General features: G+C 43.6%; 13 protein-coding genes. 5 read left to right on the forward strand and 8 right to left on the reverse strand.

The window, feature by feature from the left end; all coding sequences use genetic code 11:
* Positions 1–12: 12 nt before the first annotated feature.
* The 6 genes from xdhC to KPY62_RS02400 form a co-directional block, all read right to left on the reverse strand.
* Positions 13–975: a xanthine dehydrogenase accessory protein XdhC gene (gene xdhC / locus KPY62_RS02375; protein ID WP_324033736.1), complete on the reverse strand. Its 963-nt coding sequence runs from the start codon at positions 973–975 to the stop codon at positions 13–15.
* Positions 968–3,562: a xanthine dehydrogenase molybdopterin binding subunit gene (gene xdhB, locus KPY62_RS02380; RefSeq protein ID WP_216580658.1), complete on the reverse strand. Its 2,595-nt coding sequence runs from the start codon at positions 3,560–3,562 to the stop codon at positions 968–970. The genes xdhC and xdhB overlap by 8 nt, the downstream gene beginning before the upstream one ends.
* 94 nt (positions 3,563–3,656) lie before the next feature.
* The gene (locus KPY62_RS02385; RefSeq protein ID WP_216580659.1) at positions 3,657–5,333 is read right to left on the reverse strand and encodes a xanthine dehydrogenase small subunit; all 1,677 of its coding nucleotides are present in this window, start codon (positions 5,331–5,333) and stop codon (positions 3,657–3,659) included.
* A 710-nt stretch (positions 5,334–6,043) separates the two neighbouring features.
* A complete protein-coding gene (locus tag KPY62_RS02390) occupies positions 6,044–6,733 on the reverse strand; it encodes a 1-pyrroline-5-carboxylate dehydrogenase (protein ID WP_216580660.1) in 690 nt (229 codons plus the stop codon).
* A gap of 11 nt (positions 6,734–6,744) precedes the next feature.
* Entirely contained in the window at positions 6,745–10,023 is a 3,279-nt protein-coding gene (putA, locus tag KPY62_RS02395; protein WP_216580661.1) for a bifunctional proline dehydrogenase/L-glutamate gamma-semialdehyde dehydrogenase PutA, read from the reverse strand.
* 739 nt (positions 10,024–10,762) lie between these two features.
* Complete coding sequence (locus tag KPY62_RS02400) at positions 10,763–12,058, reverse strand: NCS2 family permease (RefSeq protein WP_216580662.1); 1,296 nt, start codon at positions 12,056–12,058, stop codon at positions 10,763–10,765.
* Between the two features lie 495 nt (positions 12,059–12,553).
* Here KPY62_RS02400 and tolQ point away from each other — a divergent pair, with 495 nt between their 5' ends.
* The 5 genes from tolQ to KPY62_RS02425 all read left to right on the forward strand — a co-directional run bounded on the left by tolQ (position 12,554) and on the right by KPY62_RS02425 (position 16,982).
* Entirely contained in the window at positions 12,554–13,276 is a 723-nt protein-coding gene (gene tolQ / locus KPY62_RS02405) for a protein TolQ (RefSeq protein WP_216580663.1), read from the forward strand.
* Entirely contained in the window at positions 13,273–13,731 is a 459-nt protein-coding gene (tolR, locus tag KPY62_RS02410; RefSeq protein WP_216580664.1) for a protein TolR, read from the forward strand. The genes tolQ and tolR overlap by 4 nt, the downstream gene beginning before the upstream one ends.
* A gap of 187 nt (positions 13,732–13,918) precedes the next feature.
* Positions 13,919–14,884 (forward strand): TonB C-terminal domain-containing protein, encoded by a 966-nt coding sequence (locus KPY62_RS02415; RefSeq protein WP_216580665.1) that lies wholly within the window; start codon positions 13,919–13,921, stop codon positions 14,882–14,884.
* 81 nt (positions 14,885–14,965) lie between these two features.
* Entirely contained in the window at positions 14,966–15,457 is a 492-nt protein-coding gene (locus KPY62_RS02420) for a FlgO family outer membrane protein (protein WP_216580666.1), read from the forward strand.
* A gap of 223 nt (positions 15,458–15,680) precedes the next feature.
* Positions 15,681–16,982 (forward strand): translocation protein TolB, encoded by a 1,302-nt coding sequence (locus tag KPY62_RS02425; RefSeq protein WP_216580667.1) that lies wholly within the window; start codon positions 15,681–15,683, stop codon positions 16,980–16,982.
* A 154-nt stretch (positions 16,983–17,136) separates the two neighbouring features.
* On the opposite strand, the gene KPY62_RS02430 is transcribed toward KPY62_RS02425, so the two are convergent.
* Together KPY62_RS02430 and KPY62_RS02435 are read right to left on the reverse strand one after the other, a co-directional pair.
* Positions 17,137–17,799, reverse strand: a complete 663-nt coding sequence (locus tag KPY62_RS02430) for a c-type cytochrome (protein WP_216580668.1) — start codon at positions 17,797–17,799, stop codon at positions 17,137–17,139.
* Between the two features lie 35 nt (positions 17,800–17,834).
* A complete protein-coding gene (locus KPY62_RS02435; RefSeq protein WP_216580669.1) occupies positions 17,835–19,430 on the reverse strand; it encodes a flavin monoamine oxidase family protein in 1,596 nt (531 codons plus the stop codon).
* Between the last annotated feature and the right edge of the window lie 24 nt (positions 19,431–19,454).

Here is a 19,454-nt window from a genome sequence, read left to right on the forward strand (position 1 = left end):
TCACTAAAAAAGCTAAGGCTGATGATACTGTTGCAAAATCTGCGCGGCAATAGACACAGCGACTGCCATTGGCTCTTTACCCCCAAGCGGCAAACCGATAGGCATAGTAATCTGATTAACCAGCTGCTCATCATAACCGCGCTGTAATAGGCGATCTTGAAAACGCTTAGCTTTAGTCGCTGAGCTAATACAACCGATATACGGCATTGCAATATGCTGTTGCTTGGTATTATCAGCATTAAGTGCCATATAGCTATCTAGCACTGCTCGTACCAGATCAAAATCAACACTATGATCATGAGTCATTACTAAAATAAAGCGCTTGCCTTGCTTTTTGACAAACGGTTTAACAAATTCAGTAGGATCGTCATTAATATGTGGTCGAATATGCGCAGGCAAATGATAAGACGGTGGCTGATTTTCAGTTGCAGACTCATCGATCAGATAACGCTCAAACCTCTCAGCACGACTGTCCACCCAATCCACTTGACAAGGTAGCTCTGCCAAAATAGTCATCAATGCAGCTGCTACATGCCCCGCACCGAACACCAATATCGATAAGGGTGGCGTGACATTGAAGCACTCAAACATTACCGTGACGCTACCACCGCAGCACTGTGCTAGCTTTGCTCCTAGTGGATAATGCTTAGTATAAACAGACTCTCGGCGTACAGCTTCAGCCTTCTCAAACTTGCCTTGTTTTGCTTGCTTAGAGTTTGCTGCTATTGGCGTATCTAGCTCAGCATTGAGTAGCGCTCTTGCAGTTGTAGTAACGTCATGCTCAAGACCGCCGCCGCCCAAAGTGTCACAGATACCTTCAAGAGTCACAATCATCTTGGCTTGCAGCGCACGTGGTGCTGAGCCATTGACTGCAACAACAGTGGCCAAGACGTGAGCGATTCCTTGTTGCTGGTACTGAGCCAATCCGTCGTACCAGCGTGTCGGCGCTATCGATGCAGTAGATAGATCATTCACTGTGCGCCGGTCCTCTACTTACTGAAACATTAGGATTCTTTATAGCCTCAGGCTGATCATCTACTAGCTGACCAGCAACCTCTGGCGGATTGACATCTTTACCGTGCGACACTTGCTGCGGCTTGACTTTATCGTCGTTGATACCGTCATCACCGTCTTGATTAACATGGTTATAGTCAACATTATTAGTCAAGCTATCAATTGCAGCAGCATTAACATCAGTATCGATTTCCCAAGGCTCGCCTTGCATGCGCATTACTGCTTTTAACACTGCTTCTGGCGTTGCCGGCATAGTCAGCTCTGGGTTTTTATGGTAATTCCCTAAGCTGGCTACCGCATTATTGATAGCACACCAAACGCTAGCCGCTAGCATAAACGGTGGCTCACCGACGGCTTTAGAATTATAAATAGTCTGTTCTTCATTTTTGCGATCGAATAGGTTGACAGTCCACTGCTTCGGCAAGTCGTGGGCAGTTGGGATCTTGTAATTGGCGGCACTGTTAGAAGCCAGATTACCTTTGCTGTCCCACACCAGCTCTTCTGCGGTGAGCCAACCCATACCTTGGACAAAAGCGCCTTCGATCTGACCGATATCGATAGCCGGATTAATAGACTGCCCGACGTCATGCAAGATATCGCAGCGTAATACGGTATATTCCCCCGTTAAAGTATCGATTTCCACTTCAGAACACGAGGCTCCTAAAGCAAAATAAAAGAAGGGTCGACCCCAAGCTTTCGAGCGATCATAAAATATCTTTGGGGTTTTATAGTAGCCAGTAGCAGACAAGCTAACGCGGTGCTGATAGGCCAATAGCACCATTTCAGCAAAAGTTAATTCTTCCTTATCACCAATATAGACATGATTATTTTCAAAACGAATCGCTTCTGGGGCCACTGCAAAATGCTCAGCTGCAAACTCGACAATGCGCTGTCGAATAGTAATACAAGCGTTTTGTGCCGCTTTGCCGTTGATATCGGTACCCGATGAAGCTGCTGTTGGTGAAGTATTAGGTACTTTGTCAGTACGAGTAGCCGTGGCTTTGACGGTGTCTAAATCGACATCAAATTCATTAGCGACAATTTGGGCAATTTTGATATACAGCCCTTGTCCCATCTCAGTACCACCATGATTAATTTGAATAGTACCGTCAGTATAGATGTGCACTAGGGCGCCAGCTTGATTCAAATGCTGCACGGTGAATGAGATGCCGAACTTCACTGGGGTTAGTGCTAGACCTAAGCGCTTATCACTGCCCTCAGCTTCAGCTTTTTTGTTAGCTGCCATGATCTGTTGACGACGCTGTTCATAATCGCAGTCTGTGGCTAAAGTATTCATGATAGTGGCTAAATCAAAATGCTCAATCGGCTGCCCATAATGGGTACTTTGACCGTTTTGATATAAGTTAGCTAAGCGCACTTGTAACGGATCTTTGCCTAAAGTATAAGCAATATGATCCATCATATACTCAGCCGTTAATAGCCCTTGTGGCCCACCAAAGCCTCGATAGGCAGTGTTAGATACCGTATGAGTCTTACAGCGATGCCCTGCTATTTGTGCCGCTGGATAGTAATAGGCATTGTCACAGTGGAACATAGCACGATCGACAATAGCATCCGACAGATCTGGTGAATAACCACATAGGGCCGACAGCTGCATATCGACAGCCAATATTTGTCCAGCATCGTTGATACCGACATCATAGCAGTTAGCAAACTCATGACGCTTCCCCGTCGCTACCATGTCATCTTGACGATCTAAGCGCATGCTAACTGGCACGTTGTGACGTTTAGCAACCACACCGCATAGACAAGCCCAAGCTGCTGCTTGCGTCTCCTTACCACCGAAGCCGCCACCCATTCTACGTACTATAGTAGTAACCGCATGAAAAGGCAGATCGACTACTTCAGCAACCAATTGCTGCACTTCGCTCGGATGCTGCGACGAGGTATAGACTTCTAGTCCACCATCATCACAAGGCACTACATAAGACACTTGACCTTCAAGGTAAAAGTGCTCTTGGCCCAACATATGAATATGGCCTGCAATGCGCGTGGTTGCCTTATCAAGCTCAGCCTCAGTATCACCGCGCTGCATAAAATGGCTAGGACGGACAAACTGCTCTTGCTCAAGCGCTTGTTCAATAGTCAGTATCGCTGGTAGAGGCTCATAATTTACTAGCGCTTTTAGACTGGCCTTTTTTGCAGCGCGGTGGCTGACAGCAACTACTGCAAAGAGGGTCTGACCCACATACTCTGTGATCTGATCGACCATTAAGGGATCGCCGTCAAATACGGGACCAATATCCGTTTTAGCTGGTAAATCAGCAAAGGTAATAACATCTACTACCCCAGCGGCGGCTTTTACCTCACTCAAATCCATGCTTAATATGCGGGCATGAGCCTGAGTACTTTTGCCGATCGCTACATGCAAAGTATCTTGCGGCTTTAGGATATCATCCACATAAGTGGCGCTCCCCATAACATGGCTTATAGCGCTATCGTGCTTAGCGCTAGTGCCGATTTTATTTTTGGGTGGACGCACACGGCGAATGTTGTAGCTGTCAAATAATGAAGAATGATGGCTCATAATAGTTCTCTTATTCTTAGGACTCTAATGGGTTAGACAAAATGTGGTAACCGCTAAGCTCTGTTAGCTTAAAACTCTAGTTGAAATAGCGCTATTAAACACTTTGCGCTTGACTACTATTTAGCAGTTGCTTACCACATTTGATTAATAAACGCTGTACCACATGTAAGCGATATTCGCGGCTGGCTCGAACATCAGTCAACGGTGATACATCCATAGGTAGAGCCTTTGCCGCACGCTCAAAGCTTGCGACTGTAAAAGGCTGGCCCATGAGGGCTTGCTGAGAGTTTTTAACTAGCAAAGGTATAGCTGCCATGCCGCCTAAACCAATTTTTGCCTCATCAATAGTCATGCCATCGCTAGATAAAGCTATTTTGACAGCGACTAAACAGGCTGAGATATCATCTTCATAACGCTTGCTAATTTTATGAATAAATAAATGCTCGTTGTCTTGCATTAGTGGAATATGAATAGCGACCACATAACTGCCGGCACGTAGCTTAGTCTTTTTATAATCTAAAAAGAACGCTGACAATGGCATCCACTCATCACTATAAGTTTTTTCAGCAGCTTGACTGTTTTGACTATCATCAGCAGGAGCACAATGACGTAAATGAATACGTGATTCTAAAGCTAATAGAATCGGTGGCAAATCGCCAATAGGCGATGCATTAGCTACATTCCCACCGATAGTACCCATGTTGCGGATTTGCGGTGAAGCAATACGCTCAAATAATTCAGCGAATTCAGGGAAGAACTGTTCAAGTGCTGGCAACATCTTCTTATAGCTCATGCCAGCACCAAATATCAGCTCTGGTACTGCTGCAGTCGCTGAATAGTTATCACCTGCTGCATTAGCATCAGCGACTGACCAGGATTTTAGTGACTCGATAGCAGACAATTGAATAATGACTTCATGATCAATCAATTGCTGAGTGACCGTTAAACCTAAGTCAGTGCCTCCGGCCCAAATAGTGGCTTTTGGATGGACTGCCAATAGCTGATCAAGCTCAGTGGTAGATCGTGGAATGAATAGCTGACGTGAGCCTTCGATAAGGGCTGGCGCTATAGTGCTACTGGCACTATTAGTATTATCCATGCTGGTAGCTGATTCACTAGCAGTTGTCTTAGATTGCGTGTTGGCCATTGCATCGGTAGCTAGAGTCAAGGTCAAGTCTTTTGCCACTAGCTGCTCAGCCTCTCGCTGCTGACCAATCTTTTGCATACTAAGACCGGCTTCAATGATAGGACGATAGCCAGTACAACGACATAAATTACCTGATATCGAGGCGACAATGTCTGCATAGCTTAAGTCTTTATCGCTAAGGCCATTATTGTGTTGATTTTTTTGCAGACGATGGTTCTCATAAGTACTTGCCAGCGACATCACAAACCCGGGGGTACAAAAGCCGCACTGAGAGCCATGACAGTCCACCATTGCTTGCTGAGCCGGATGCAGCTGTGCACGCTCAGGATGGTGTTTGGGGTTATCTGCCAAATAAGCTGCCGTCATCAGATGATGATTGTCCATCAGCGATAATAGCGTTATACAAGCATTGAGGGTATAAAAAGGCTGGTTACTGCTAGCATCAGTACTGTTGTTCATAGGTAAACGCTGAGCCATAACCGTACAAGCCCCGCAGTCACCACTGCCACAGCCCTCTTTGGTATCCATCTGACGGGCGTTTAAACGTAAGTACTCAAGTACTGTGGTATTAGGGTTGAGCTCAGTTATCTGCTGCTGTTTTCCGTTCAAATAAAAACTAATCATGGCAATACTCGGCTGTCTGGATTAATGAGGTATCATTAAATTCAGCAAATGCGGGTACTTATTGACGGCTCAGTACTAAAAAATACTAGTAACTAACTTGGAGGGTAGCTTGACTGTATATAGTGCGCCTTGGTATGGCCTGTAGCTATCCGTTCAATAAATCCCATACATTACTAATAATATCTAAATAGGTAGATAAGTATAATGATGTGTAATTGGGTTACTTTACTGTTTTAAAGCCTTCAATTTGATGGCAGTAGAACTTTGATAGCTAAAGGCGGAGGTCATCCACTATATAGTATGCATGAGATTTTAGATAAGATAGTAGATACCTTAAAGATATCTATATCAGTAGCGATAGCTAATATTTATAGCACTTCATTTTCAGCTAGTCAATTATTTTTGCATAACTGACTATCCAATTGTTATAAATTAAGGTAATTGTTATACCTTAACTCTTTAGGCTTATATTCTTTGAGTAACGGCTACTTTTTTATTTTTGCAAAGAAAGATTTTTTATCAACCATCAAAAATAACTATCCTCAATAAAGATTTATTAACTGATAAAAAAGGCCAGTAGTTATTTATCATAGATTTGCTCAATCCTGATAAATAACTACTGACCTTAGTTTTCCAATGCTTATAAGATTCTAAACTGCTAGCCCTAAAATGCTTGCAAAGTTAAAAATTATCTAATTAACGCTAAGCTATTAAGTACCCAGCTCAAGCAAAGTAGCGTTGCCCCCAATAGCGGTAGTGTTAATAGTTCTTACCCGCTCAGTGACAAAGCGGTACAGATAATCTGGAGTTAGCATATCTGCTAAACCGTCCATATCAGTCACTGCAATAACTTGGGTCAAAATACCATCAGTATTGGCCAACTCTTGACTGATGCTTTGCACCTCGCTAGTAATGCCAGCGACGGCTACTTGTGACAGACGATCCATATGCAATAAAGTCACTAGCTGTGAGTCGTTAGCGATACTAATAACATCTTCGCTAATGCCTACCTCATAGAGCGCTTTCACTGCCTCAAGGCACATCTCTTCTTGGCTTGGGCAATGTAGAATGACTTCATTGCCAGTCAATAATGCGGCAACAAGCTGGCCTAGTACGACCAAAGCTTTTGCTGACTCACCGCCGATGACCATAGTCTTGCCACGGGCAGTCACATATAACTCATTAGACTCGCCAGTAGCCCCATTCATCTGTTGTACTTCATCAAGCATAGGCGTAAAGCTTAATAAATGATTAAATAGTTTACGTGCTTTTTTGCTATCACCCGTGAGCAGAGCCAGCTTAGCAATAGCGGCTTGAAGATGAGCAGCACGATTGGTTGCCGTTAATAAACGCCAAGCTTCACAAACTTGGCCATGATCTTTTTTGAATTCAGTTGCCATGTTGCTAGTCCCTATGCGAGTTCTGTTTGAGTGCTAGATGAAATGGTGCGTGCAGTCTCAATAGCTGCTTGCGTATTGGCGTCAGTATTAACAGCAGTAATGACTTCAGTGCTGAGACGCATCAAGCGAGGTACATAATGAGGACCGCCAGCTTTAGGGCCAGTACCTGATAAGCCGCAACCGCCGAAAGGCTGGACATTCACTACTGCCCCGATCTGATTACGGTTAACGTAAGTATTACCCACATAAGCACGGCGCTCGATGTGCTCAGTGATATTTTCGATACGGCTATGGATGCCTAAGGTCAGACCAAAGCCCGTAGCATTTATCGCATCAATTAACTTATCTAAATCACGTGCTTTATAGCGCAATACATGTAATATCGGCCCAAAATGCTCACCACCAATCACATCAATACTGTTAACTTCAATCGCTGTTGGCAGGACAAAAGTAGCCTGATCTTCGCTAACCATTGAGCTAACACTCATTGGCGTCTGAGCTAAGATATTGGCTGTCGGCTCGTTTGTCATCCGTTCGATATGGCGCTCAAGACTTTGCTTGGCATCGGCATCAATCACTGGACCTACATCAGTAGAAACTTGCGTTGGGTTGCCTACTACTAGCTCTGCCATATGACCTTGCAATAGCTCGATTATGCCATCAGCGACTTCTTCTTGTACGCATAGAATACGACAAGCAGAACAACGCTGACCTGCTGAACCAAAGGCGGACAATACCGCATCTCCAACCACTTGCTCAGGTAGTGCTGTTGAATCGGCAATCATAGCGTTTTGCCCGCCGGTCTCAGCGATCAAGATTGGCAGTTCACCATTAGCTTGCGGATGACTGTTGAGGCTTTGATTGATGCGTTGAGCGGTTTGAGTTGAGCCAGTAAAAATAACCCCTGAAAGATTATCCGCCATAGTCAAGGCAGCACCAACCTCTCCCGCTCCAGTAACCAGTTGTAGCGCAGTAGCAGGAACACCGGCTTGATACATCAATTGCGCACCGAAGTGAGCGATCAGACTGGTTTGTTCTGCAGGCTTAGCGACAACAGTGTTACCTGCTGCTAATGCCGCTACTATCTGACCCGTATAGATAGCTAATGGAAAGTTCCAAGGGCTAATACAAACAAAAGTACCACGCGCTTTATAGACTTGACGCGTCAGCTTGCCAGCCAAGTCAGTGAATTCATAAGCATGAGTGTCTAAGCGCTCCGCCTCATCGGCATAGAAGCGACAGAAATCAACAGCTTCTTTGATTTCATCAATACTATCTTGTATAGTCTTGCCAGCCTCAACTTGGCATAAAGCCATGAGCTCAGCATAATTCTCTTCGAATAAATCAGCAGTTTTGCGTAGTATATCAGCGCGCTTGCTAGCAGGTACTGCTTGCCATGCTTGTTGACCGGCAACTGCGGCATCGATAGCCTGACGAGCGATAGCGGCATTGGCATAGCACACTTCACCAGCCACTACCTCATGATTCCAAGGCGCACGTATGCTGTGCTTATCGAGATGTTCAGACGTACCATTACCTGAGTAGGTACTAATAGCTTGACCGTCAATAATAGATGTTGCTGACCAAGTTTTTTCTAGCTGTTTATCAATAGCCGCTTTAAACGGCATCCACTGCGATTCAACAAAGATATTAGGACCAAAACTGGCTCTACGCTCGCCATAAACATCGAGTGGTAATGGAATATCTGGGTTATGCAAAGTGGCATTGCTTAGTAGCTTGTCATACGGATGCACTACTAGCTTATCGATAGGATAAGACTTGTCTAGCAGCTGATGGACGAATGAGCTGTTAGCTCCGTTTTCTAACAAGCGGCGCACTAAGTAAGGCAGCAAGTCTTTATGCGCACCAACAGGAGCATAGATACGCACAGGTATCTGATAAGTTTGCAAAATATGGTCATACAATGCATCACCCATACCATGCAGGCGCTGAAACTCAAAGTCTCGGTGCGCGCTCATGGTCATCACAGTCGCTAGAGTATGCGCATTGTGAGTGGCAAACTGTGGCCAAATAAGTCCACGCAAGTGCTCTGATAATAAGAAGCGAGCGCAAGCAAGATAGGCGGTGTCGGTACCTTCTTTACGAGTCCATACTGGATAGCCTGATAAGCCTTTTTGCTGAGCCAGTTTAATCTCAGTATCCCAGTAAGCGCCTTTGACTAAACGGATAGGAATACGGTCACCGATTTCAGTAGATAAGCTCGCTAGCCAAGCAAAAATAGCAATAGCACGTTTCGAATAGCCTTGTACTACGATACCCAAACCATCCCAATCAGCGGTTAGCGGATCACGATATAGTGATTCGAATAGTTTTAGAGAGATCTCTAGACGATCTGCTTCTTCAGCATCGACACTAAGATCGACATTGACCTCGCGCGCCGCCTCAATAAGCAACATACAACGCTGACGCAACAAGCCCATAACTTGTGCTTCTTGTGTAGCTTCGTAGCGTGGATGCAAGGCCGACAACTTGATAGAAACTGAAGGTTTAGGCATACCTTCTTTAACTTTTACATTGGCAGTGGCTTTGATAGCATGCAAATAATCATTAAAATATTTTTCCGCATCATGATGAGTTATAGCCGCTTCGCCAAGCATATCGAACGAATAGGTATAGCCTTTATCACGGTAGACTTTGCTGTTTTTATTAGCGTCTTCAATAGTCTCGCCCAATACAAACTGATGACCCATAATGCGCATAGCTTTTTGCATAGCAGCACGAATCATCGGCTCACCCATCTTTTTGGTCATTCTATCCAAAAATCCAGCAGCCGTAGTGCCATTATCTATGTTTACTACCCGGCCGGTCATCATCAGACCCCACGTCGAGGCATTGACGATCATACCGTTATCATCTTTAAGATGCTTTTTCCAGTCCGCTACACTCATCTTATCGCGAATGAGCGCATCAGCAGTGTAATTATCAGGCACCCGAATCAAAGCTTCAGCTAGACTCATTAACAAGATACCTTCTTGGGTATCTAAGCTGTACTCTAGCAACAGCGAATCAACCATTTTGATAGCTTTACCATCATTACGCACGTACTCGACCAGTTTGCGTGTCTGGTCAGCAGAAGCTTGTCGCTCCTCATCACTAGGTTTAGCTAATGGCAATAACTCTGACAACCAACGCGGTTCGTCGACACTATATAAAGGCGATATACGGGCGTAGAGCTCTGCTATCGGCAGGCTAATATACTCAGGATCCAACATAGCTGTTGGGCTAAATAAAATAGGTTCTTGCGGGGTAAACTGTTCTACAGGATTCATACCAACTCCATAACTAGCGTTTAAAAAACCATAATAAATGCGACGTCCAAAATAGAAGTCTCATCACAATACCAGCAAATCCAGCATTAGCTAGATAAGCTCAAGTAGGTCGTCTGATGTTAAACAGGCTACGTTAACAATTCAAAGGCAACAACAAACAGCTAAGCAGCATTAATGCCTTCTTCTTGTTAGTAGTGAAAGGAGTATGATAGACAGTTGATGAGAACACTATCGAATAAAGGGTAATACTTGAAGGGTAATATTAATAAAAACTAATACTAACGCTAAAAGTAGTAACCATACTGGTTTTTACCTAAGCAATGTCCAATATAGCGATACTTTAATGAACCCAAATCCGTCATCTTGTTTAGAACTAATTCACTGGTAAGAAAAACCTCTACGGCGTTGATTGAGGTGATGCGCTTAACGTTGCCATGTTAGCACGAAAGGTTTTTTCAAACTAACGGTTTTATGCAAATTTCTATCTTAAAAACAACCACCTAACTATAGTTTTAATTATAAGTATAATATTCAGTTAACAAAGGTACTCAGCGACACTAGCGCTGCTGATTTTTACTACTAATATCTAGTGAATATCTTGACATTGGCTATCAACTGCTCAAACAAAAAAATCCTCTCAACCCATAACAGGTAAAGAGGATGATTGTAGCCAATAAACACATTCTTTGATTAGGACGATTCAGTACGCCCGCATCCTAAAAAAGTAAATTATAAAGGCTTATATGAATACAATTTTAGCTAGCAACACTGCCGTCAATAACCAAACGGGAACGCTAATTTCAGTAAACTTACCCCCCAATACTTTGACCGCAGTGTAAGTAATAAAGCCTAGCGCAATACCATCGGCTATAGAATACGTTAGTGGCGTGAATAATAGCACTACTACTACTGGAGCTGATTCTGTTAAATCATGCCAATCGATATCTTTTAGAGTAGCCATCATTAATACAGCCACATAAAAAATAGCGCCAGCAGTAGCATAGCCTGGAATCATACTAGCTAGAGGGGCAAAGAAAATACTTAGTAAAAATAAGATTCCCACTACCACAGCAACTAACCCAGTACGGCCACCAGCGGCGATACCAGCACCACTTTCAATGTAACTAGTAGTCGATGAAGTGCCTAGTAACGTACCCGCTACTGTCGCTGTTGAATCTGCAAGTAAGGCCTTGCCCATGTTAGGAATTTTGCCGTCTTTACCTACTAAGCCTGCTTGAGTAGTAGTGGCGATCAAAGTACCTGCTGTATCAAACAAATCCACGAATAAGAAAGCAAAAATGACACTGATCATACCCACATCAAAGGCACCAGCTATATCCAGTTGCATAAGGGTCGGCGCAATGGCTGGTGGTGCAGATATAATACCGGTAAACTCAGTATGGCCTGTCAGTAAGCTGATTAAAGCTACCAGCAAGATACCAATAGTAACCGCCCCTGGAACCTTTTTATAAGACAGGCCAATAATGACAATAAAGCCTAAAGCTGCCATCGCTGGTGAAAAGGTGGTCATATCACCTAAACTAACCAAAGTCGCATCGTTATTGACAATAACGCCTGAAGTTTGCATCGCAATGAAGGCTAAAAACGCCCCAATACCAGCGACTACACCTTGTTTAAGGCAAGTCGGGATGGCATTAATAATTATCTCACGAATCTTAAACAGGCTTAAAAGTACAAAGATACAACCGGACAGGAATACCGCACCAAGCGCGGTTTGCCAAGTGTAACCCATACCTAAAACTACGCCATAAGTAAAAAAAGCATTAAGACCCATGCCGGGGGCTAGAGCCACTGGCAAGCGGGCATAAATACCCATTATAAAACAACCTATCGCTGCTGCTAGACAAGTAGCAACGAAGACCGCACCTTTATCCATGCCAGCATCTGCTAACACGTTAGGGTTCACAAAAATGATATAAGCCATCGTCAAAAACGTGGTTATACCAGCGAGAACCTCTGTTTTGATGGTGGTGTTTTCGCCATTAATTCCAAAATAGCGTTCAATAGCATTCATAAGTATCGCTTCCAAATTGCGTTGATAAGTGTCTGTCGCTTCCAAATTGCGAATGTAAACGCTGCTTCCAAATTGCAACTATAGATGTCGCTTATAAACTAAGGATAAAATGACGCTTCCAAATTGCGACTGTAGATGACGCTTCCAAATTGCGACTGTAGATGGCGTTTTAAACTAAGTTGAATTATGATACTAATTGTTCAGTAAATGCAGCCTTAACCCTGACAATGCTGGCAATATAGAGCTCATAAAAATCTCAGTAACAAAGTATAACCTTAATTAGGAATTAATTTACAATTGAAATCGCTACAGTTACTTTGTAAGTGTATAGCTACAATTAGATTATCGCTAGAAACAATATTATATTTTTATTAACTTGTCATTACAAATTTCATAAAACGACTGTCCAGTATGCATTTTTAGCAGTACACTAGTGGCCAAATGCAAAAGTGCCACTGATACTGGTTTATTGTTAATTACCCATGAGTTTTTCGTATGCCTGAATCTTTAAATATTATTGACCTTATCACCCAAGCCAGTCTATTGGTGCAGATTGTTATGGGACTGCTATTATTAGCGTCTTTACTAAGTTGGGTGATTATCTTTCGTCTGAGTTCCCGTTTAGGTACTGCTAAAAACTTTGATCAACAATTTGAGACTTGGTTTTGGTCAGGAGAAGACTTGGCTAAACTCTATCAAGGTATCCAAGGATCACCTGATCGCCAAGGCCTTGAGCAGATTTTTTATGTAGGATTTTCTGAATATCTAAGAATGCATAAAAAACGCCAACCTAAAGACGATATCATCGACGGCGTTGAGCGTAAACTACGGGTTGGACTCGGTCGTCAGCAGCAGCAATTAGAATCTGGTATAGCCACGCTTGCTAGTATAGGTTCGGTAGCGCCTTATGTAGGTTTGTTCGGTACGGTATGGGGTATTATGAATGCCTTTTTAGGCTTGTCACAAACTGAGCAAGCTACTCTAGCCTCTGTCGCTCCTGGTATTGCTGAGGCGCTAATTGCCACGGCGATGGGCCTATTTGCGGCTATTCCAGCGGTACTTGCTTATAATCATTTTACGGCTAAATCAGTCCGACTCTATGAGTCGCGCGCCCTATTCTGTGATGAGATGACGGGTATGCTGCAGCGTGAAACTAGTACAGAAAACCTAGCAGCCGCTATGCCTACTACGGCGATCAGTCAAGGTACTGGTCTATGAAACCAAGTCCTTATAGCCGCAAGAAAAGCCCACTCAATGCTGAGATGAACGTCGTACCTTACATCGATGTGATGTTAGTACTATTAGTAATCTTCATGGTAACTGCCCCTATGCTCACTACTGGTGTAGATGTCGACTTACCCAAAGAGCAAACCGCTAGCTTGAGTCAAAATCAGCTACCGGTTATCATCTCTTTGACTAGCAGTGGTGAAACTTTTATCAGTTATGAAGACAATATGGATGTACCAGTTAGTGAGCCTGAGCTGATCGATACTCTATCTAATTTGCAGGCTCAGAGTAATGCTGAGGGCGGCCAACCTGTACAGATTATGATTAACGCTGACCAAAACAATCAGTATGGCGATATCGTGACTTTAATGGCGACGCTGCAACGAGCAGGTATCCAAAAGGTAGGGCTATTGACTGGTGCGCCTTTGGCCACCCCTACACTGTAATCACGATCCTTAAAAAACAGCCATAAAGCAACAGCCATAAAACAATGATCCTAAAATAGTGACTCTAAAATAATGACTAACTATTGATTGGCTAATTTACTAAGAGCCAGCTTTAGGGCTTGAAAGTAGCGGGTTAATAAAGCCATTATCGATTTTTTACTACTGCATCTCCACGAGTGTTTATACCATGAACAATGCCCCTGCCGTCTACGTGCCAACCGAACCTGAAGGCAATGGGCTCACCTTGCCTATGCTACTCAGTTTGCTGGCGCATGGTATAGTGCTTGGCGTACTAATCTATACTTATCAGCAGCCTGAAATAGAACCAGCTGGCAGTATTGAGACTACTATGGTATCTCCAGGAGAGCTGGCACAGATGCAAGGGCAGATATTGGCCAACCGTGCTGCTGCCCAAGCACAATCCTCTAGTGCTAGTAGTAACTCAGCAACTATACCAATGAACGAATCTAATAATAGCTTTGCCAATCCAAGTAGCTCGCAGTCAAACTCACAACAATCCTCAGTGTTCACCCAATCTAATGAGCCTGCGACTCGACCGTTGCTAATGAGTGAAGAACAGCAACAGCGCTTACTTGAGCAATCAAGAGATTATGATCGCAGTATTGCTGAGTGGACTACAGACTTAGATGACAGTAGTCTGGAAAACCTAACTCAAGCCGATCAAGAACAAATTGACGAGCAAAAAAAGTCTGCAGACTCCCGAGCCAAAAGTACTGATCAAGTCAAGATTAACAAACCTACTAGAGACGATCGTAATATAAATATCGAATTAGGCAGTTCAGGCAAGAGCTTTGATCTATCAGACGGTCAGTCAACAGCAAGTGCTGGCAGTTCATCTGGAACTAGTAACAAGTCCTCAGGGGGCAGTCGTGGTGCTAGTAATGGTGAGATCGTCAATTTAATCAAACGCAACTATAGCCCTCCTACTGGTGCTAAAGGCTCAACTCAGCGCACTACCTTATCTATCACTGTTAATGCTAATGGTGATGTAGTCAGCGTTTCTGCTTCTGGTGCCAATGAGGCGGTCAACGAAGCCGCCAAGCAAGCGGTAAGAGGGGCTCGTAATCTACCTATTGATACTGATGACCCTAAATACCCTACCTTTACTATTCAGTTTAATGGCAGTAACTAGCATTGATAAAAGCTCACTGAGCTAATAACTGAGCTTACTTTAGGAGCCTAGTGTAGGAGCTTAATCTAGGAGATTCGTCGGATGAGACTTCACCCTATAAAAATATTGCTTGTCATCTCAATAGCGGTTTTAAGCTTATTTGCGTCGCCCCTATTAACGGCCAAGAACATCCCCGCATCCCTAAATCTTGATACAAGCCTGCCACCCGCTACCGCTATTTTTATACCTTTTACTAGTGATAGTATCTTATCGCCGATGATAATAAAGGATCTGCAGCGCACTGAGCTGACTATCATTAGCGAAAATTTGCCCTTACACTCTCCTAATGATGTTGCCGATACCAGTTATCGATCACAAGGGCCAGATATTGCTGCTGACTATCTTATTACAGGCGCTACCACTGTTAATAATGCTAAAATAATCATCAATTATAAAGTTGTCGATATACATTCAGGGCAAATCATTGCCAATGAACAACATTTGATTTTAGATTATGATGACTATAGTTTACGTTATGGTGCTCACCGCATTGCTGACCACCTTTATGAGATAATTACTAATAGTCAGAAGTAATAATACTCATGTTCCTTATAACAAAGCTTTTCTACAACAATAGTCGGTTACTTAAAACTAAATATCAGCTCCCTTATTGCCTATTAACTCAATTTTAGCTGACCCGTTTTGATTTTTATTTTAGTAATTTGTTACATTTGCTATATTAGTTTCATATTAAACTTATCCTCAATGAAATTAACCCTTTATGACACACTTATCTTAATGCTAATAGGAGCTTGATTTGGCCTTACATACTCACAAAAAATTATTAACAGTGCTACTGGCTAGCGTCACAAGTTTACTTATCGCCCCTACTGCCTTTGCCGCTCCTGTAGTATTACAGTTGGACTATGAAATTCCTGTCGAACAAAATCAAGTGGCTTTTGTGCCTTTTGCTGGTGATTCGGTTATGTCTGCAGTGGTGCTAAACGATTTGAATCGTACAGAATTAAAAGCCACTAGTACCGGATTGCCACAACAACCTCGTAGTATCAGTGAGTTGGCAGGAACCTTACCAGTTTGGCAAAATACTGGTATTCCTTACTTAGTAGTGGGTAGCACCCGCACTGATCGCGGTAAGATCATCACTGATTATGAAGTAATAGATGTCAAAGCCGGGCGCTTGCTTGAAGGCAAACAGACCTTAAGCGCTGATAACAATAAAGAGAGTATGCGCTATGCGGGCCACGTTATCGCTGACAAAATATATCAGCTAATCACTGGTATACCCGGTGACTTCTCAGGCCGCATTGCCTATATTGAAGAGACGGGCGTAGGTAAAAACAAAGTCTCACGCCTAAAAGTGATGGATGCGGATGGCGAGAATGCTAAGACTATTACTGAAGTAAAAGGTTCTATCTTTGCTCCAGCTTGGTCACCTGATGGTGCAAAAATAGCTTATTCAGTACTGCGTGATAAGTCTTATCAGACGATCTATGTACAGAATGTTAACGGCGGCGGTGCCAGCCATATCACCCCTTACAATGGCACTAGTATCAGCCCGTCTTTCTCTCCTGATGGCAGCAAAATTATATTTTCGGGAAGCTTTGAAGGCAGCGAAAATATTTATGAGATCAATGCTGGTGGGGGCAACTTAAGAAAGCTGACTAACTGGCCTTCTAGTGAATCGCAACCAAGCTATGCTCCTGATGGCAAATCTTTTGTATTTGCTTCTAACAAAGCGGCATTTAGTAGACCTGAGATCTATCGTTATGAGTTTGACTCAGGGCGTATCAGTAAAGTCTCTAGAGGTGGCTATGCCTCTACGCCAAAATACAGCAGTGATGGTACCCAAATTGGTTTCTTGAGTGGTCGCTCAGCAGCTATTATGGATAATAATGGCGCCATAATTACTAACATTGGTAACACCGGTCTCGATGAAGGGGTCAGTTTCTCACCTAATGGTAAGCGTGTGGTCTACGCATCGTCACAAGGTGGCAAAGGAGTGATCACTATTAAGTCGCTTAATGGCGGGGCATCTTTTGGTAAATCTGGTCAAGGAACTATCCGCTCACCTGTATGGTCAGCCAATCCTAACAACTAACAACTAACAACTGTTAAATCCTAACGCCCTTATGATAGTTAGCGTTATGAACAAAAAAGCGTCCGATACTAGTATCGGACGCTTTTTTTATGAGTACTAATTATAGTGGCTTATTATATTCTAGTGGCTTACTGTAAAAAACCAGCTATAGCCGTTAATCGTCGGAAGGATCATGACCTGGTGGATTATCTTGACGAAGTTTTGCCACATCAGCGGCAGTAACTGGATCTTTATAACCATTCAAATCCGTACGAATATATTGAGTCACTGCTGCCATTTGCTCATCATCCATCATAGTATGGAACGATGGCATACCACGAAAACCATTGATCAAAATATCAATCACGTAGTATTTAGACTCCATCTTACTATTGTTAGCTAGCGGAGGATAATAACCGGCACCTATAGCACCTTCACCTTTATGCATATGACAGGCCGCACAAGACTCATGATATAGTTTTTCACCATCATTAGTACTATAGGAGTTGTCTGTACCAAATATAGCTTGCCACTGTTTCAGTTCAGGATCATCTGCTATCGTTGGTAATGAGCTAGTATCCACAATATTGACCGGCTTCTCAGTGAGTTCTTCACGAGTCATATATACCCCGCCCCAAGCGCCATCATTACGACTAGATTGAACATCATAAGCTTTAGGGTCATCATTATTATTGGCAGAATCCGTGCCATTAGCTTGTACTGCAGGTTCTGCTATCGTTGGCGCATCTGCATCTGTAGACGAGCAGCCAGTCAATGCTGACATAGCCAAACTAACACTAGCAATAACCGTCACAAGTGGATATTTAAAATAATTCATAGTCACCTCTTTATTTCTTTATCTATGACGGATGGCTATACGGCCTTCGCTCTTTTGTGTAGTCGATTAGCAGTGTCGAGTCCGGACAAAATTGCCCCTTCTTGCCATGCAGGAATATGTGAGCAATGCTCACCTGCTAATACAATACGATTATCAATACTACACAGCGTATCGTAGTACTGCTCGCGACTAGATGCACTCCATATACCATAACAGCCGAGCGTCCATGGAATACGATGCCAGACCACCGAAGTACCCGCCTTAAACTCTTTAGGATACTGTGGATGAATATGCTTACCATAGGCTAAAGCGGCATCAATACGTTGTTGCGGCGTTAGCGCATTAAATTTATAAGAAGTCTCACCAAAGCCATAGCCTCCAAGTAATACCCCTGTGCCATCTTTGAACATATTCTGCGAAGGATAAGATATTTGGGTGATAGGCATATCGGTATAAGTCACCCCACCATAAATCCACTCATCCTCTTCCCAAAAGCGACGTTTAAACTCAAGTCCTACTTTAAATGATGTGTCATAAGGCACAGCGGCCATAGCTTGCTTCATAGGCGCTGAAACATTGATATCCATCTGGGTCAATATGGTTAAGGGAATGGTACAAATACACCAGTCCGCGCGCACTGTTTTGGCCTCATTGCCGCCACCATTGCTGTCGACATACTGTACAGTAACCCCAGTATCATCCTGCTCGATTTTGGTCACTTTGGCATTGAGAGTGATCATGTCACGGCATTCACGAGTGAATGCATCGCCAATTTTACCCATGCCGCCTACAGGCTGAAACATCGTTGGCTGATGGTTTTCAATAGTGAAGTTAGATAAGTCAGCCCACATTCCCGAGTTTAATAAACTATCAAGCGGAATAGGCTTCGAAGGCTTAGCATCAGGCATCAAGCCACCACCCGGATAGACGCTAAAACCACGGTAAGTACCCGTCTCATGACTGCGAAGATAGCGGTAGTCTTTATCGAGCACGCCCCAGCCTTTTAGGCCCTCAAGCAGCATCTCTTTATCTTCAGTATTCACTGATCGATCAAGGCTACCGACGTTAACTGCTTTTGATAATAGCTCTGAGACATAGCCTCTGACGTCAGATTGTACATCTCCTAAACGCTGCGGCACCCCATTGAAGTGGTTAGTACGATGCAAATAGGCTCTAGAGTTATCTTGGATAAAAGGTTCCATCGCCACACCGAATTTTTTGCAGTAGCTCATAACGGCATAGTGATGGCTTGGCAGACGCCAAGGTCCACCATTGAGATAATTACCCTCTTCAAAATCACAAGTTACCGTTTCGCCACCAAGCTCAGTGTAACTCTCACCGCCATTGACAGACCAGCTACGACCGCCACCACGATTTTGGTACTCTAGTACTTTGACGCTATAACCCGCTTTACGTAGCTCATAAGCCGCAGTGAGTCCAGCAAGGCCGGCCCCGAGAATAATAATACTAGCGCCAGCAGGAGCACCAGATAAGTCCATGCCCTGTTTAAAGCTAGACTCTGAGGCAAAACCCAAAGTGGTCATCGCTTGGTACATTGCCGTTGCGCCAGCAGTCTTACCAATCATTGACAGCAGTTGACGCCGAGTGGGTGATTGAAGCATATCTTTCATGATCTTATCCTTATGGGACAACTA

The sequence above is a fragment of the Psychrobacter sp. TAE2020 genome, from assembly GCF_018919485.1.
In the GTDB taxonomy this organism is placed as follows: domain Bacteria; phylum Pseudomonadota; class Gammaproteobacteria; order Pseudomonadales; family Moraxellaceae; genus Psychrobacter.